Raw genomic sequence first — 16,196 nt, 5'->3', positions numbered from 1 at the left:
CTACTCTTTGGGTTTAGGTTTCATGGTCGGACGGAACGGCGCTTTTGCCGCCGGCTTTTCAACCGGTTCGGCCGGTTTTTCAACATGCTCGGATGGTGTTTCAGCAACCGGCTTTTCCACATTTTCGTCTGACACCACCTTCGGCTTCATCGTCGGACGGAACGGCGCTTTTGCCACTGGCTTTTCAACCGGTTCGGCCGGTTTTTCAACAGGCTCGGTTTGCGTCCCAGAAACAGGCTTCTCAATATTTTCATCCGGCACAACCTTCGGCTTTTGCGTCGGGCGGAAAATCGGCTTCGCAGCGGCAGGCTTTTCGGTCGGTTCGGTTTCGGTTGGTGCGTTTTCAGCCGGTGCTTTTGGCTTCATTACCGGTTTAAATGCCGGCTTAGGCGCTGGTCTGGTTGGCTCCGCTGCTTCTGTTGGTTCTGCTTTTGCGACAGCTTCTTCCGTAGTTTTAGGCTTGATCGTCGGTTTGAAAACAGGTCGGGCCGGAGCAACGGCTCCCGGAGCGGCGGCTCCCGGAGCGGCGGCTCCCGGAGCGGCATTACCTGGTACTGCCGATGCGGAAGTGGGAGAAGTTGCTGTTGCGCCAGCCGCTTTTGCCGCTTTCAATGCTTCCTTTTCTCGCTGGAATTGTTCCAGCAATGCGCGTTTTTCGTCCGCTTGCTCGGTCGTGAGGTTGGAATAATTGTAAACCATATCCCGGACGTCGAGCTCGCTGTAATCGAAAGTCTTCGTCATAGTGAGGCACTCCGTCGGGCAAACGGTCGTGCAAAGGCCGCAATAGCAGCATTTGGCCATATCGATATCGAACCTGGCTGCATACAAACGGATCGGCGACCCGTCGGAAGCGCGCCCGACGTCCTCCACAGCCTTGATCGGCTCGATGTCAATGCAATCTACCGGGCAAACTTTGGCGCATTTGTCGCACACGATGCAGTCGTCCATTTCATTATGGAGACGGTAGCGGCCATTGTCGGGAATGGGTATAGTTTCCAGCGGATACTGGATCGTGACGATGCCATCCTGCTGGTCGTAGAAATCGGAAGAACGAATATCCGCAGGTTTACGGCTTTTCCGCGCATTCCAGAGGTGTCGTAGCGTCAGCCGCATACCCGTGAGGGTGGTACTGATGCCGTCGGATATATTTTTAAAGTATTCTGACAAAATCCCTGTTCGTTGGTATTACGTTTACCCTATGACAAATATAGAGTAAACGGTTCAAAAACTCACTTTTCCGCGTACACTGCTTCCAAAAGCGCCTGCAATTCCTGCTGAATGGACTCCGTTTTGTCGGCAATGTACCAGCGCTGGATGTCCTCGGAAAACTCCGCGTAAGTCTTCACCGGATTCGCTTTATACTCTTTTAACAGCGCCTGAGCACCTGCCGGACGCGGCCCCCACGTGAAAACTTCGTTATAATTCTCATCCACCGCGATCAGTTTCGGAATAGACCTGCCGCCATTAGTCAGGTATTCGTCCATCAATGCCGGGTGTTCGTCGCGAAGCAGCAACCTGATGTTTATCAATGGGTTACTCAGCGAAGCCGCAACTATCGTCGGGATATTCTGCGCCGCGTCACCGCACCAGGCTTCTGTGAGAATGTACCAGGTCTGCGGAACGTCGATTTGCATCACTGCGTCTTTCAGCGGGTCATGAATAACCGATTTTTTATTCAGCCGCTGCATTCGGGCCAGGTTCAGCCGGGTATAGTGGCTGAGCGATTCGGATTGTTTCGGGCCGGTCGTCCGGTTTTCGAGGACTACCTGCTCCATCAAATGCATATATTCAGAATATGTGAAAGCCTCGTTTCTGATGGATTCGGGGAACAAATGTGCTACATTTCTCATCGGATTGTCATTTGTTTAGAAACCCTCCGTGGACACTTTCAGTTCACTTTTTGTCCTCCTTACAAAGGCACGTCCGGTCCTTTTTTTCAGGATAATTTTCAAGTATATCCAGCAAATTTCTCGCTAAAATTGTCCGGTCAAAATGCCTTCTCGCAAAACGGTATCCATTCTCCCCATGCGCCTGTGCGAGCCGCGGGTTTTGCATATACAATGCTATTTTTCCCGCCAGGTCAGCCGCATTCCCAGGCTCCGCAAACATTCCGGCATTCGCTTCTTCTATCAGCTCCCGCGAAATCCCGTCGATCGCCACCAGTACGGGCTTTTTACAGGAGAAATAATCAAAAGTTTTGTTGCTGTAAACGGTTTTAAAAATCGCCGCATTCTTCAAAACCGCCACACCCGCATCGGCCATTACGATGTAATTAAAAACCCTTTCCTTGGATACCGGAGCTAAAAACGATACATTCGGCAATGCCCGCGCCATCACTTCTTCGACCAGCATTTGCTTTTGCATTCCGTCGCCCATCAACAGAAAGTGCACACGGGTATGCGCCAGCAGCGTAGCAGTTTCAATGAGTTGCATCAAATCATTCGCCAGCCCGTGCGCACCTACATAGATGACCACAAACTTTCCTTCCAGCCCAAGCTCCGCGCGCAACGCACAGGCAGGCGCATGACGCAGAGCCTCTTCGCTCCATCGAAAATCGGCTGCATTCGGTATCATGCAGATTTTACGCGCATCAACCTGCTTCACAGCAATAAGCTTTTCCTGAAAAGCAGGTGTTAATACATTAATGAGACCGGCATGCCGGTAAAGCAGCTTTTCAAGCCGATAAGAAAGCCAGATCAGCCATTTGTTTTGCAAAACATCCGTTTCGATCGCGGACTCCGGCCAGAGATCCCTGATTTCAAGTACAAGCGGAATACGCTTGCATTTCGACAAAATCACGCCCGGAATCCCCACCAAAAGCGGCGGTGACGTGACGGTAACAAAATCATATGCACCATTTGCAAACCGAAAACCCGCATACACCGCAGCAAATGCAAACGAAGTATATTCCCAAAACCGGCTCACAAAACTCCGCTGACCATTCCCCGAAACCCGGCAGCGGATCACCCGGACACCATCCAGGTTCTCTCCGCAAACAAACCGCCCCCTGGATTTCTCATTCAATTTCCCCTTCATGTAATGCGCATCTCCCGCAATAACCGTCACCGAATGCCCTAGCGAAACCCAAATACGCGCTATCTCATTCCAACGCGAACCGCCGCCGGCATGATCTTCCAGGAAGTACTGGTGAATCAAAAGAATATGCATAACTGACCCAGATTTTTCTCTTGATACGTGGCAATCACATTTTGGTCACTTACAACTTTCAATGATCGTACGGATACGGCGCCCATAACTCTCGAATACAAGCATGTCGCAAGCCACTTTTACACCATACTGGTCAGAATGCCAGCCGGTTTCCGTACGCTCCATGAGCGCGCAGCCTTTTTCATCCACGGCAGAAATCTGGTAATCCTCACGAAATTTTTCATCCGGGTGCCATAGCTGGCGAATGCGCAAGCCCTTCGGAACATTCAAAACATGATCTTCAACCAGCCAATGCAACCGGCCTTTCGCTTTGACGACCCGGCGCCGATGGATAATCCCTCTTCCCAAATGCCGGAATCCTTCAAATTCCGATTCGATCCAGAACTCCCTGTCGGCAGATCCTGATTTCCCTTCGGCGTTTCTGATCCAATACATCCAGATGAACCGGTTGGCCTTCTGCATTTGATCAAAATCTTCGATCATCACGGTATTATGCGAGCGGGTGCCCGAAAAATAGCGGGTGAATGCCTCGTCGGTGTTATAAAGCCACGTGCCCGCATCGCGCAGGATGTTTCGCCCGCCGACCCAAATGTCCAGATGATTATGATCGGCTTGAAACGGGCGACTGTAATAGCTGCCGCAACGGAGAAAGGTAAGCGAGTTTGCGTCGCGTATGATGTGGTAACCGCCTGTCGGGAAGTTGGAAACGCCGACGGTAACTACATTAACAGGAATTGCAGGAGAATGCGGATTACCCGTCAGCCATTCGCATTCTTCCTCCCATTCTCCCTTTTGATAATCCAGACAGGCCTGCAACACATTGGCAAGCGCCGCCAGTTGAGGACGGAAGTCGCGGTGATGACATTCGGTTAATGGAAAAAACAATGCGCCGTCATTATGGCCGTAGTTGGGAAGCCGACCATGAGTTTCAATCTGGGAGTTTTTGAGAAACGTGATTGATGCCATTGCACGATCGTAAACCGCTTCACACATCCGGTCTTCATGTAGCTCGGCGAGTCGAATTCCCCAGGAGAGTAGTTGAACTACTGCGCGGTGATAGTTCATCGAAAATTGCAGATAGGTACCGTCGCTTGCGATTTGCCTTGTGATCTCAATTTCGAAAATACGCTTGCCTTCAATGCGCCACCGACCGCTTTCCGGGAAGTATGGAAACATCAGGCCTGACACGAAAAGACCCAACGCTTCCGTCAGCACATGATTATTCCGGACGGCGATTTGCGAAAAGCGGATGTTAGCCGCCACATGCCGCATTTGATCGTAAATGCTGCACAGGATTTTATCCAGCAATGGCTGGCTCAAAGCTTTGGAACGTCGGTAGTAATGCAAAGCAAATGTCCAGTTCAGCACACGCAGAGCTATTTCCTGGCTGCATTTCCAGTTCGGGCCGCAGTTGACGGGATTGTAATCGATCCAATCAGTAATCAGACCAAAAACGGTTTCCGACTGGTCCTCCCCGCAATGGTGATCATAGCGGATCAGGTCATACAAAAAGGTAAACCTCGACTTTTCCCAAACATATTTGATATCGCCCGCCTCTGCCGAAAAATCATCCACATCCGACCAATGCACATTTGGATTGTAGCTGTAACCCGTCAGCGGATGGGTATGCCAATCCGCTATTTCAAACCACTCCCCGCTGAAATACTGAAATCTGCCTGCTCCAATCTGCGCCACACGCCATGCCAACCGTTTTAATGCTGGGTATTTTTGCACACGCAGGTTTTCAGGGTCAAACAGAAAAGTTAGCTGGGAGCCACGCCAATTTTCCAGACTTATGAAAACGCGATGGGTCGCTGTCCGGGAAAAACGCCATTTCAGGATGCTTAACCGGCCTTGCAGCCAGTATCCCGCCCGGAAAAGTACATATTTCCAGCCCATCTGCCGGCTCACATGCCAGCCGATCTGTAAGTATCGGAGCATTTTCATAGCACTTTCACCCAGCCTCCCGTCCACATGCTATCCCGGGCAGCCAATGTCGCCCGACTTGTATTCCAGATATCTTCCAGGGGCATCAGCGAACCGTTTTGATTCGCTATGCATTCAAAAAGCTTGTCAAACTGTGCCTGGTGCCCTTTATCAGCCGCGGTTTTCATTTTGTCGAATCCATCGAAACCATACCCCCGCAGTTCCCTGAAATCATCCAGCACCAGCGTCCTGCCGAGTGAATGCACCTCGATCCTTTCCTTTGGATAATTAATTGCTCCATTTGAAAAGTAATGCACGACACCCGTCGAACCGTTGGCTAACCGCAACAGCACACTAGCATTGTCAGAACTCATCGTTCGGTCCGTACAAAGTGCATTCGAGCAAACCTCCGTAATCCGGCTCTGCGCGATCCAGGCGACCAGATCGATAAAATGACACGCCTCACCTAACAGACGGCCTCCCCCGCGTGCACAGTCGTGGACCCAAGCATGCCCGGGAATGTGGCCCGCATTGACGGTTATGACCACATTCATTGGCGCATCGCCCAATAATTCACGCATTTTAACGATATGCGGGGCATGCCGACGGTTAAAACCAACGCTTAGCAAAATAGGCGAAGCAAGCTTTTCGACACTGCGTTGCACGTTTTCCAACCCCGGCGCGTCGATACTCAAAGGCTTTTCCACAAATACATGCTTGCCCGCTGCCAATGCGTCCGCGGCAATCGCGGCATGGCTGTCGTGGCGGGTAGCGATGATAACCAAATTGACCTCCTCATCATCGAGAACAGCCTTATAATCACTTGCAGCATAAGGAATACCATACTTTTGGGCCAGCTCCGCCGCCCGCAACCCACTCGAACTGGCCATGTATTTAATGTATTTTCCCCGGAGACAAGGCAGCAAGGTCACCCGCACGAAATTGCCGGCACCGATGATCCCCCCAACAACTTTCTGTCGCACAAGCGGACCGTCGGAATGCGCGACTTTCCTTTCAATCACATTTTCCCCCGAATAATCAATCAAAACCCCCAGCAGCGACTTCCTGCGTGCATACAGGAGCGCATATCCGTGCAGGGAAATCGTTTCACTGATCAGCGGCCGCACCGCCAATGCGCCGGAAGCCATCAAACGGAGGACTTCCTGAAAATTGCGGTTTTCCGTCCAGCGTACGTAAGGCAATGGATAGTCGATGCCGCGCTCCTCATACTGATCGTCGTAGCGGCCGGGACCGTAGGAGCATGAAACCTGAAAAGTCAATTCTTTTTCATAAAAATCTGCCCGGTTCAAATGCAATGGCACCTCACCGATCAGCACGATTTTCCCGCGTTTCCGGCATATGGCCGATGCCATCTCGATGATCGCGCGCGAGCGGGACGACGCCGTTATAATCACACCATCGACCTCGCCGAACCGTTCGGTGAATTGTTTACCGGTATATTCATCTGGACTAACGGTAGTAATGTCTTTTTCTCCGGCTAGTTGCCGCCGATTCGCTTCCGGTTCCACGCCTATCACCTCGCAGCCCTGTGCACGCAGCAAGTCCACCACCATTAACCCGGCTAACCCCAAGCCGAATACGGTAACCCGTTCGCCCAGGGAAGGCGCCAGCAGTCGCACGCCATGCAGGCCTACCGCTCCCAAAACGGCAAAAGCCGCCTCTTCATCCGGCACGTTGGGTGGGACCTTGGCTACCAGGTTGACCGGAACGCAGACCATTTCCGCGTGCGGACCGTTGCTTATCACGCGGTCGCCCAGCTTGAAATGCCGAACGCCCTCACCGATGGCCACAATCTCGCCCATGTTGCAATACCCGAGCGGCATCAGCTGGTCGAGGCGGCGGAGCACGGAGCGGGCCGTTTTGCGGAAGCCTTCGGTTTTGATTTTTTCCAGCACGAGCCGCAGTTTATCGGGTTGGCGGCGGGCTTTTTGAAGGAAATTTGCCTTGCTGAATTCGATCAGCATACGTTCGGTACCGGCCGAAACAAGGCTTTTACGTGTGCGTATGAGCACGCATCCCTTGCGCGCCAGCGGCGTGGGAACGTCCAACAGTACCGTTTCCCCCGTGCGCAGGTTCTGTACAAGTTGTTTCATAAAATATAGTGTGCTGGTTAACTAAATATCGGTCGCCTGGCTTCCGCGAAATAACTGTAATGAACAACATTTGATATTTTTGGCAAAACCTGTTTAGCGTAGTATCCTTAACAATGAATATTCGAATGAAAAAGCAGATCAATGTCGGCATCGTAGGTTACAAGTTTATGGGCCGCGCGCATAGTAATGCCTGGAAGAAAGCCCCGCTGTTTTTCGATACACCGTCGGTCCCGGCGCTGAAAGTGGCCTGCGGGCGGCATCAGGAATCGCTGTCGGAGTTTGCCGAAAACTGGGGATGGGAGGAAACGGAAACCGATTGGCCAAAGCTCGTCAACCGGCCGGATATCGACATTATTGATATCGCCTTGCCGCAAAACCTGCATTACGAGGTCGCATTGGCGGCGGCAAAAGCCGGCAAGCACATTTTCTGCGAAAAACCGCTTTCGATGAACAGCGAACAAGCCGCCGAAATGCTGAAAGTTTGCCAGGAAAATGGCGTGAAGCATTACCTCAACCACAATTACCGCCGCACACCGGCCGTAGCGCTCGCTAAAAAGATGATTGAAGAAGGCAAGATCGGCCGCATTTTCCACTGGCGCTGCGCTTACCAGCAGGACTGGATCGTCGATCCTGCGTTTCCGCTCACCTGGCAGCTCAAAAAAGAAACTGCCAAAGCCGGTCCGCAATGGGACCTCAACTCGCACGCCGTCGACCTGGCACATTTCCTCGTCGGGGATATTGCTTCTGTGTCTGCATTGACTTCGAATTTCATTAAGGAGCGCCCTATTGCCGACGAAGCGGCTACGGGCAGCCTCACCGGCGCTTCGAAAGGCGATGAAATGGGCGAAGTGACAGTCGAAGACGCCGCACTGATGATGGTGCGCTTTCAAAATGGAGCCATTGGCTCATTCGAAGCGACACGTTTCGCCACCGGCCGCAAAAACCGGCTTACTTTCGAAATTTACGGCAGCAAGGGAAGCCTTGTCTTCGACCTGGAACGGATGAACGAGCTGCAATACTATTCCAACGAAGATGCCACAGGCGAACACGGCTTCCGCACGATCCTCGCGACGGAATCCGTTCACCCGTACGCCGGCAACTGGTGGCCAGCAGGGCACATTATCGGCTACGAGCACGCATTCGTGCACGCGGTAGTCGACTTTTTGAAGGCGATCGAAGAAGGAACGGAGATCAAACCGGACTTCGCGGATGGTTTGAAGATCATCCAGGTACTGGAAGCAGGTCTTCGCTCGGCAGAGAGCGGAACGGAGGTAAAGCTATGATGAATAAACACCTGGCCTGTCAGAGCGGGCCAGGTGTTTATATCGATGCGGTTTGGAAAGGCGATCGGCCTATTCGATGACCGCGTATGAAATGTATGGATCGAACATCGTACGCTGTAAACGTGCATTTTTAATGCCGTATGTATCCAGCAACGCCAATGTTTCGCCGGGGAAAACCTTCGTATTCAGCTCGTCGAAAGCGATGATCCCGCCTTTCGGAATGCGCGGCAGGAACGTTTCGAGCGCCACTTTGGTCGGTTCATAAATGTCAAAATCGAAATAAATGAGGCTGATGATCAAATGCGGATTTGATTCCAGGTACTTCGGGATTTCCTCGCACGCATCTCCTTTCACGAGCTCCACCTTGTGAATATGGCTCACGGGGCGGTTTTTGTCCAGCAACGTAGCCGAATTCCTGATCTCGTCTTCAATGCCATTGTAAACGGCCAGGTCGCCCGCCTTGTATTCTCTGGCGGAATTGGCATCTTTTTCCGACAAACCCGGGAAACCCGAGAAAGTGTCGAATGAAATAATCTTCCGCGTATGGTTGAACGGCTCGTAAATAGCGGATAACTGGGCAAATGCCATCGTCCCGCCGCCCTGAAAACAGCCGCATTCGACAATGCTCCCCGCTACATTCAATTGCAGCTTGAACAATTCATTTTTTGCGAGAAAACGGGAAATATCCTGTCTTCTCACATACTTGGTAAAGTTCTGCAACTTACCGGACGTCGTGATCGGCGAATTATCGAAGTAATCGCCGTACTCGCTGAAAAGTGACTTTTCCTTTTCCGAATGGTTAGCCAGGTTGGCCTGAATGTGGTGTTCATTTGAGACAGTAGCTTCCAAGATCTTTCGAGATTTAGTTGTGAACAATAATAGGACAATCAGAATACCTTCGGTCGTCAGCTAAGACAAACCAGAACTTTTTAAAGGTAGAGGACCCAAACCGATCACGGCAGATAAGTTATTGTTAGGTACAGATAAGTTACTTTAAGGTCACATTTACTTGAAAATATCGGAGAAGAGTGCGGCAGGTTTTTCAATGTCCCTTACGATTTAAAAATAACAGTTCAACAATCTGCTCGTCGACGGCGTCCTTTCCCTCGTCATAGCCCGTATGGCGCCTGACTAATTTCCCATCGATATCCAGCAGTACCCAAACGGGAATCGCGGAGAGGTCGTATGCCCTGTCCAGCACACTCATGGATGACTGGTCGGCCACGAGCAGCTGCTCCCAAAAACAAGGCCTTCAAAAGTTCGACCGAAGCAGGGTGACTTGCGATCATGGATTTGTTGTATTTCATATCCTCCGCCGTATCGCCGGTCCTGAATTCGAAATGTCGGAATGCGACGGCCGTTTGCTTACCCCGGAACTATCGGTCGCCTGCTCAAAGCTGAATTTTCCGCCGGTAACCCTAGCCGAATCGACGAACAGCCGTGTATCCCAATTTTTTAGGTAGACTTTCCGGCCTTCCAAAAATGTGCGGTCGCTTTTGAGATCGCCGACGATGGTCTTTCCCTGATCTTTTGAACAACCGCAAAACAGGAATAGCGCCGCCATCATGCGCAGCATCAGCAGCAGGAAGATTTTCATAGCCCTAAAGTTTTAGTAAAACATTGTTCACTAAAATAGAGCAATATTTATATATAATTTAATTTTATATATTAATTCTTCTTTTCCAGCAAATCCATCAGCCCCGCCAGTTTCAGCATCTCACCCGATAATGCCGACCAGCTTTCCATATCCAGCCTGGTATTGGCCTCGACGCGCTGAATATGCGCTTCGATCGTGTCGACGATCCCGGTGCCGTTGCCGGTAGAGATGTGCGATAATGTCGTCATGACGCTGTTAACCGCTGAGCCGAGGTTCAGGTTTTGGCGGATGATGTGGTTATTCTGCTGGATAATGAGCCATTGGCTTTTGACAAGAAACATTTCGAGATCAGTCATGTGCGAGCAGATTATGGTGATATGAAGCGTTAAATATAATTCCGGACAATGGAAAGACGGCGGCGGGAAGATACGCGCGAAGAGCAACGACAGATCGGGATAAAACGAAAAAAGCACCGATTGCTCGATGCTTTTTGTGGGAGTTGAGGGATTCGAACCGCAGCGGCGGACCGTCCCCGACCCTCTGCTTGTAAGCCGAAGCCGCGCAGGCAGATGCCGCATCATAGGCGTAAAACGAAAAAAGCACCGATTGCTCGATGCTTTTTGTGGGAGTTGAGGGATTCGAACCCCCGACCCTCTGCTTGTAAGGCAGATGCTCTGAACCAACTGAGCTAAACTCCCTTTCTTTTTCTTTTTGTTTTCCCGTCGTTTGGGAGTGCAAATATGTGCGACTAAATTGAACTCTGCAAATATTCTTGAAAAAAAATTTAAAATATTTTTTAACCGCCTGATAACCAGTATACGCTATTCGAAATTCAAATAGAGCGTTACCGTGTGTGTCCGCAGTCGGCTGATGCCGTTACCAACTGAATTTTTTCCGGGGACCATCATATTCGTCAATCCATGTGAAAAACGCAGCTCCGGGGCGAATTTGAAGAACTCGAAGAATTGCTCGTAACCGATCCCGTAATCGATGGACAAGTCGCTCGACTTTGTGTCCAGGGCCCCGGCTCCCCCGCCGCGGTTGCGCTTCACGTTGGTTTCAATACCCAGCGTCATACCTGCTACCATGTACATGCGCGAGTTCACGCGCCTTACTGATTTGTATTTTAACAAGAGCGGCACTTCGATCCACGTCGATTCGCGCTTCTCGGTGCGGTCGGTACCATTGGGATAACTGAATTTCACGTGCCGCTCGTAAAGGGAAACCGACGGCGTCGTGCGCAGGTCGAAATGCTCGTTCAGGAATGCATTAATGGTAAATCCCATGCGGAATGCAGCATTCGTGGGCGACTGGATCACAAATGCCGAATCCTTCGAAACGAAGTCGTTGCTGTGCTTGATATTGAACCGCGTAAACGGCACGGCAAACAGGATACCGTAATGGATCGGCTTGTCGTCGTAGTATTCGAGGTGCTTACGACGGTACCCGATGCCCTGTGCCTGCGCTTCCTGCACCGCCATGAGCAATGCGAGAATGCCAATAATTACTTGTGTCCGACGTAAATTGAACAGATCCCGAAGGTGAGTGATATGCATTTGGTATTGATGAAACCTGCTTTTTTATAAATATCAAGAAAAGCTTCCCCATCCGGAAAGGCCTGCACAGACTCGGGCAAATAAGTGTATGCCGCGCTGTCTTTCGAGACCGTCTTCCCGATTATCGGCAAAATGTATTTGAAATAAAAATTGTAAATCTGCTTGAACGGAAAGCTTTTAGGCTTCGAAAACTCGACCACCACGCAAGTACCACCCGGCTTCATCACGCGGTTCATCTCAGTCAGTCCGGCCAGCAAATTCTGAAAATTGCGTACTCCAAACGAAACGATAATCGCGTCAAAATAATTGTTTGTGAAAGCCAAACTTTCGGAATCGCCGCTTTGGAGCGTAATCACGTCCTGCTTGCCCAGTTTCGCGATTTTCTCGCGTCCCACGGCCAGCATTCCTTCCGAAATATCCACACCGATGACCTTTTCGGGGTTGAGCGCGAGCGCCTCGATCGCGAAGTCGCCGGTACCCGTCGCAATGTCGAGAATCACCTTCGGCTGCTGCTTTTTCAGGAGTTTAATGGCCCTTTTGCGCCAGTATATATCCACACCTGCACTTAGCACGTGGTTCAACAAATCGTATTTGGGCGAAATGTTGTCGAACATCTCCGCCACCTGCTCCCGCTTGGTCCCTTCTTTATCCTTATAGGGTACTACACTCATCTTCTTATTGTATTTTTCAACTACAAGCAAAACTAACAGATATTTACGGTTATCACACGGCGCGCGATCATCTAATTGGCTTCTGAAAATGTGACCGAAACGAAAACCATACGTATCAATGGCTGAACACACAATTTGTCCTGATCATTACCGGCCATGCGTTACATTTTGCTCTTTGTCCTCTGCGCCGCCACCTCGGCGGCTGCCGCGCAGACAACCCGTTACCGTTCGAACAATGGAATCAGCGAACGGAAAAATCACAACCGCCGTATGGAAAGTCCCTGGTTCACTACTTCGGGATGCGGCCTTACCCAATTCTACGGCGAACTGAACAGCCAGGCGATGCACGGAACGCTTGGACTGGGGGCCGGACGTGCATTCAATAAACAGCTGGCGGTCGAGGTCGATTATCAGGCGGGAAGTATCGGCGGAGAAAAGCGTCCCTTTTTCAATTCCTATTTTGTAAATGAATACAATGCCGTGGAATGCATTGTGCGGTGGGACCTTTCGGAGCAGTTCGGCAGCCGCGAGCCTGGGCCGGCACATATGGTCGTTTATGGAGGTTTCGGGCAAATATGGTTCAGCGCGCACGCCTTCGACCTCAATACCAATGCATTACAACGCTTTACCAACAGTTCCCAAAGCGCGCGCAACCCGCTGTTCCTCCGCTGGGGACCGCCGAAGGGCCCAAGGGGCATTAAAAAAACGCGGGAGGGAATGCTCCCGCTCGGCACTTCTGTGCAATATGCATTGTTAGAAAAGTGGAAAATCGCACTCGACTACCGCATTCATTTTGTCCGCACCGATAAACTGGATGCCACTTCGGGGCGGCGGCTGATCAACCCGGAAGAAAGCGACTCTTACAGCGACACCCCGAATGACGCGTTCAGTTTCATTTCCGTATCATTGCAGTACCATTTCGGCCAAAAACACGGTAAAAATGCCCGTTAACATCGTTAAATAATGATTTCTACCACTGTTAAATACAAACTTTACCCCTCATTACTAAGCTGCTTCGATCGATTCGAACGCGGGTATATCGGCGAACAGGACCTGCTCGACCGCATTAACCGCGTGCCCGTGCCCCAAACCGAGGCGCAGTTCCGGGGCGTGTCGTTTGAAGATGCGGTGATCAAAGGCATTGGGGAGGAGTCGTTCGATGCCGATATTCTTTCCCGCGTGCGGTCGTACCTGCCGCGGCCAATGGTGAAAACACAGGTCTATTGCGAATACCAGCTGAACGATAGCCTGATTTACGGCTATGTGGATGTGATCGGCAAAATGCTGGCCGTCGACATTAAAACGACCGGCAACTACCGGGCTGGCTGTTTTGCGAAAAGCCATCAGAACTTTTACCTGCCCGCATTGCGCACGAAAGGTATCCGGAGTCTGCGGTACGTGATCACGGATTTCAAGGACGTGTACCTCGAAGAATATGATCAAATGGCCGATCTGAGTTATCAGGAGGATCAGATTTCACGTTTCTGCCAATTCCTGGAAACCTACCGCGACCGTATTACCGATCTTCGCGTTTTTGCACGCATTTAGCAGCAATAATGTGCCTAGAAATCGAGTAACTGATGTTTTACGGCGAAAATTGCCAGGCTTACCGAGTTGCTGGCGCCTGTTTTTTCCAACAGGTTTTTTCGATGCCCTTCCACCGTCCGGTAACTGATAAACAGCTCCTCGGCAATGCGGGCGGTGTTGTAACCTTTGCAAATCAGTGCCAAAACATCCATTTCACGATCGGTAAGGCCGATATTTAATGAAGGAATGGACACCTTGCTCCGCGATGGCTTGATATCCCGCGCTTGCAGGCCCTGCCGCATTACCTGCGCAACGTCGTCATTAATATAAAAGCCCTTTGAAACCACCTGCTCGATGGCTTCGCTCAGGATCATTTGATCGATATCCTTGGGAAGGTACCCGTGCACGCCTACGCGCATGAGCTGCAAGATGTGCTCGGGAGAGTAATTCATGGATAAAATGATGATTTTCAAGGCCGGATGCTGTTTCAGCAACAATTCAGCCACTTCCTTTCCATTCATTCCTTTCATAAAAAGATCGAGCAATATCACATCCGGCATCGTGGATGCAACTTTTTCCAAAAGCTCCTCGCCCGATTCCGCTTCCAACACAATCGAAAAATGCGCATTCCGGCCCAAAATCTGGCCTAACCCCTGGCGGAAAAGTTTATGATCGTCCGCAATCGCTATTTTGACGGGTTCCAATTCGTTTTTGAGTAAAAGTTAAATAGGTATATCAATTTTAATACGCGTACCCGCCCCCGGCGCGGAGTCGAGCAGCAGGGTGGCACCGAGGAGGTCTGTGCGGGTGCGGATCGTGCTCATCCCCATCCCTGCCGACTTCCGGTCCGACGCCGGATCGAATCCCCGGCCGTTATCGGCCATCTGGAGAGTGAGATGCGTGCCATGCTGCTGCAAATCGAATGTAATCTCGCTGGCCCCGGCGTGTTTGACCACATTCCCGATCACTTCCTGGATAATGCGGTACAGGATCGTCTGCTGGTAGGGTGAAAGCACCTCCGCGGGATCGTCGATGTAACAATGAATGTCCATCCCCGAATCTTCCATCCGGTCGAGCACGATTTTCACCGCGCCGGCAAAGCCGAAGGTTTCGATAATTACCGGCGAAAGGTTATGCGCAATTTGCCGGACATCCTTTACCACATCGCCCAAAATCTGTCCCGAGCGCGCCGCCAGGCCCTTCATTTCGTCCGGCGACGATTCATACTGGATCTGGTTGACAAACAGCCGTACGGCCGACAGCGACGCGCCCACCTCGTCGTGCAGGTCGCGCGCAATGCGCTCGCGCTCGTTTTCCTGCGAGGCCACGATCGATTCCAGTATCTTTTTCTGGTGCACCATTTCCATCTGGTGGAGGTGCCGCTGCTGAAAATGCAGTTTCCGCTGGTATAACAGCACGAAAATGACGATCGCGAGCGCCAGCATCAGCATAATGCCGATCCCCCCAAACAGCAACTGCGCAAACTCTACTTCTTCCGGCCTACCCATAATGCGATCGCATAAGTAATGTACAGCATGTAATTCATCAGTGCGTGTATTACCCAGATCTGGTCATTCAGGTTTTTGGAATACAACAGAATAAAATTCATGAATACGAAAATCAAAAAGTTGCCCGAAAAGAAAAGCAGCAAACCGGCCGATACCCAGAAGAAAGGTTCGAGCAGCAGATTTTGCACCTTTAATTCCTGGAAAACTTTGTAGAAATAGGCCAGGGCCAGAAAGATCACCATCGCACTCTCGAGAGAGCGGCCTGCATTATCAATCCACACCGACTGCCCCTTTTGCCCGAATTCCCGGATCAAAACAACACACACAAAAAAAACCAAAACCCATATTCTGGCCCGATTGAGCCATTTTTGCTCCAATACCAGGCTAAACATCCAGAGCAGCAGCCCGAACTCGACGACGATGTACACCGGCCACAGAAACAGGTTGGATGTTTTGAAAAACCACAACACCCGCGAAATGCTTTCGATGAACAGGGCAAAGAAGATCAGCCAGCAGAGCAACTTGACCGGCGGCCGGGCCTTTCGGTAACGCATAAAAGCCATTACTGCTGCCAAAAGCACCGGCAGATAAGTAAAAAGTACGATCAATTGCTCCCTGGAATAATGCATGGTTCCCCTGGGTTGCCGAAGCGTTTAAACACAGATAGGCCGCGCAGGTACTTCCTGGCGGTGAGGTTACGAATATCAGGTGCTTGAATGACGACGGCTAAACGCCTGTGAATTTTCTGAGAGGGAGGCAATCGCGCCGCAGGCAAATTACGTGATCGTCCGGAAAGAAAAAAGCCGCACGATAAAGCGCGGCTTCCTTTGAAAATTGGTCCGGTAA

At 51.0% G+C, this 16,196-nt stretch carries 16 protein-coding genes and 1 tRNA gene; 3 read left to right on the top strand and 14 right to left on the bottom strand.

Going from position 1 to position 16,196, the window contains the following annotated elements; all coding sequences use genetic code 11:
- The 5 genes from H144_RS33705 to H144_RS0107460 form a co-directional block, all read right to left on the bottom strand.
- On the bottom strand, window positions 1-1,167 hold the full coding sequence (locus H144_RS33705) for a 4Fe-4S binding protein (RefSeq protein ID WP_019941430.1): 1,167 nt from the start codon (window positions 1,165-1,167) through the stop codon (window positions 1-3).
- 62 nt (window positions 1,168-1,229) lie between these two features.
- Window positions 1,230-1,850 carry a thioredoxin family protein gene (locus H144_RS0107475; protein ID WP_019941429.1) on the bottom strand — a complete coding sequence of 207 codons (621 nt, stop codon included), beginning with the start codon at window positions 1,848-1,850 and terminating at the stop codon, window positions 1,230-1,232.
- Window positions 1,851-1,893: 43 nt separating this feature from the next.
- Entirely contained in the window at window positions 1,894-3,168 is a 1,275-nt protein-coding gene (locus H144_RS0107470) for a glycosyltransferase family 4 protein (RefSeq protein ID WP_019941428.1), read from the bottom strand.
- Window positions 3,169-3,213: 45 nt separating this feature from the next.
- Window positions 3,214-5,109 (bottom strand): heparinase II/III family protein, encoded by a 1,896-nt coding sequence (locus H144_RS0107465; protein WP_229207856.1) that lies wholly within the window; start codon window positions 5,107-5,109, stop codon window positions 3,214-3,216.
- Window positions 5,110-5,111: 2 nt separating this feature from the next.
- Window positions 5,112-7,208, bottom strand: coding sequence for a bi-domain-containing oxidoreductase (locus H144_RS0107460; protein WP_019941426.1), 2,097 nt, complete (start codon window positions 7,206-7,208; stop codon window positions 5,112-5,114).
- Between the two features lie 125 nt (window positions 7,209-7,333).
- Between H144_RS0107460 and H144_RS0107455 the strand changes: the two genes are divergently transcribed.
- Window positions 7,334-8,491: a Gfo/Idh/MocA family protein gene (locus H144_RS0107455; protein ID WP_033402514.1), complete on the top strand. Its 1,158-nt coding sequence runs from the start codon at window positions 7,334-7,336 to the stop codon at window positions 8,489-8,491.
- A 69-nt stretch (window positions 8,492-8,560) separates the two neighbouring features.
- Here H144_RS0107455 and H144_RS0107450 read toward each other — a convergent pair whose 3' ends face one another.
- From H144_RS0107450 to ubiE, 6 genes are all read right to left on the bottom strand, one after another.
- On the bottom strand, window positions 8,561-9,340 hold the full coding sequence (locus H144_RS0107450) for a class I SAM-dependent methyltransferase (protein WP_019941424.1): 780 nt from the start codon (window positions 9,338-9,340) through the stop codon (window positions 8,561-8,563).
- A 454-nt stretch (window positions 9,341-9,794) separates the two neighbouring features.
- Window positions 9,795-10,088 (bottom strand): DUF4369 domain-containing protein, encoded by a 294-nt coding sequence (locus tag H144_RS0107440; protein WP_019941422.1) that lies wholly within the window; start codon window positions 10,086-10,088, stop codon window positions 9,795-9,797.
- 71 nt (window positions 10,089-10,159) lie between these two features.
- Window positions 10,160-10,444, bottom strand: coding sequence for a hypothetical protein (locus tag H144_RS0107435; protein WP_019941421.1), 285 nt, complete (start codon window positions 10,442-10,444; stop codon window positions 10,160-10,162).
- Window positions 10,445-10,711: 267 nt separating this feature from the next.
- Window positions 10,712-10,786 (bottom strand) — tRNA-Val (locus H144_RS0107430).
- A 123-nt stretch (window positions 10,787-10,909) separates the two neighbouring features.
- The gene (gene porT, locus H144_RS0107425) at window positions 10,910-11,644 is read right to left on the bottom strand and encodes a type IX secretion/gliding motility protein PorT/SprT (protein ID WP_051100077.1); all 735 of its coding nucleotides are present in this window, start codon (window positions 11,642-11,644) and stop codon (window positions 10,910-10,912) included.
- On the bottom strand, window positions 11,593-12,315 hold the full coding sequence (ubiE, locus tag H144_RS0107420; protein WP_019941419.1) for a bifunctional demethylmenaquinone methyltransferase/2-methoxy-6-polyprenyl-1,4-benzoquinol methylase UbiE: 723 nt from the start codon (window positions 12,313-12,315) through the stop codon (window positions 11,593-11,595). Before ubiE ends, porT begins: the two co-directional genes overlap by 52 nt.
- 156 nt (window positions 12,316-12,471) lie before the next feature.
- On the opposite strand from ubiE, the gene H144_RS0107415 reads away from it, so the two are divergent.
- Both H144_RS0107415 and H144_RS0107410 read left to right on the top strand, forming a co-directional pair.
- Window positions 12,472-13,266 (top strand): hypothetical protein, encoded by a 795-nt coding sequence (locus H144_RS0107415; protein ID WP_019941418.1) that lies wholly within the window; start codon window positions 12,472-12,474, stop codon window positions 13,264-13,266.
- A gap of 12 nt (window positions 13,267-13,278) precedes the next feature.
- Window positions 13,279-13,863, top strand: a complete 585-nt coding sequence (locus H144_RS0107410; RefSeq protein WP_019941417.1) for a hypothetical protein — start codon at window positions 13,279-13,281, stop codon at window positions 13,861-13,863.
- Window positions 13,864-13,877: 14 nt separating this feature from the next.
- Here the strand turns inward: H144_RS0107410 and H144_RS0107405 are convergent, their stop codons facing one another.
- The 3 genes from H144_RS0107405 to H144_RS0107395 are packed head-to-tail and all read right to left on the bottom strand — an operon-like array spanning window position 13,878 to window position 15,979.
- Window positions 13,878-14,546: a response regulator transcription factor gene (locus H144_RS0107405; RefSeq protein ID WP_019941416.1), complete on the bottom strand. Its 669-nt coding sequence runs from the start codon at window positions 14,544-14,546 to the stop codon at window positions 13,878-13,880.
- Between the two features lie 18 nt (window positions 14,547-14,564).
- A complete protein-coding gene (locus tag H144_RS0107400) occupies window positions 14,565-15,350 on the bottom strand; it encodes a sensor histidine kinase (RefSeq protein WP_019941415.1) in 786 nt (261 codons plus the stop codon).
- Window positions 15,329-15,979 (bottom strand): hypothetical protein, encoded by a 651-nt coding sequence (locus tag H144_RS0107395; RefSeq protein ID WP_019941414.1) that lies wholly within the window; start codon window positions 15,977-15,979, stop codon window positions 15,329-15,331. Before H144_RS0107395 ends, H144_RS0107400 begins: the two co-directional genes overlap by 22 nt.
- Between the last annotated feature and the right edge of the window lie 217 nt (window positions 15,980-16,196).

It is taken from the genome of Dyadobacter beijingensis DSM 21582, from assembly GCF_000382205.1.
Classification (GTDB): Bacteria; Bacteroidota; Bacteroidia; order Cytophagales; family Spirosomataceae; genus Dyadobacter; species Dyadobacter beijingensis.
This window is presented reverse-complemented; position numbering and strand designations above follow the sequence as displayed.

Coding starts and splice junctions, on each gene's coding strand:
- H144_RS0107475 (WP_019941429.1), bottom strand. CDS start 1,850: ATGAGAAATGTAGCACATTTGTTCCCCGAATCCATCAGAAACGAGGCT.
- H144_RS0107470 (WP_019941428.1), bottom strand. CDS start 3,168: ATGCATATTCTTTTGATTCACCAGTACTTCCTGGAAGATCATGCCGGC.
- H144_RS0107465 (WP_229207856.1), bottom strand. CDS start 5,109: ATGCTCCGATACTTACAGATCGGCTGGCATGTGAGCCGGCAGATGGGC.
- H144_RS0107460 (WP_019941426.1), bottom strand. CDS start 7,208: ATGAAACAACTTGTACAGAACCTGCGCACGGGGGAAACGGTACTGTTG.
- H144_RS0107455 (WP_033402514.1), top strand. CDS start 7,334: ATGAAAAAGCAGATCAATGTCGGCATCGTAGGTTACAAGTTTATGGGC.
- H144_RS0107440 (WP_019941422.1), bottom strand. CDS start 10,088: ATGAAAATCTTCCTGCTGCTGATGCTGCGCATGATGGCGGCGCTATTC.
- H144_RS0107435 (WP_019941421.1), bottom strand. CDS start 10,444: ATGACTGATCTCGAAATGTTTCTTGTCAAAAGCCAATGGCTCATTATC.
- porT (WP_051100077.1), bottom strand. CDS start 11,644: ATGCATATCACTCACCTTCGGGATCTGTTCAATTTACGTCGGACACAA.
- ubiE (WP_019941419.1), bottom strand. CDS start 12,315: ATGAGTGTAGTACCCTATAAGGATAAAGAAGGGACCAAGCGGGAGCAG.
- H144_RS0107415 (WP_019941418.1), top strand. CDS start 12,472: ATGCGTTACATTTTGCTCTTTGTCCTCTGCGCCGCCACCTCGGCGGCT.
- H144_RS0107410 (WP_019941417.1), top strand. CDS start 13,279: ATGATTTCTACCACTGTTAAATACAAACTTTACCCCTCATTACTAAGC.
- H144_RS0107400 (WP_019941415.1), bottom strand. CDS start 15,350: ATGGGTAGGCCGGAAGAAGTAGAGTTTGCGCAGTTGCTGTTTGGGGGG.
- H144_RS0107395 (WP_019941414.1), bottom strand. CDS start 15,979: ATGCATTATTCCAGGGAGCAATTGATCGTACTTTTTACTTATCTGCCG.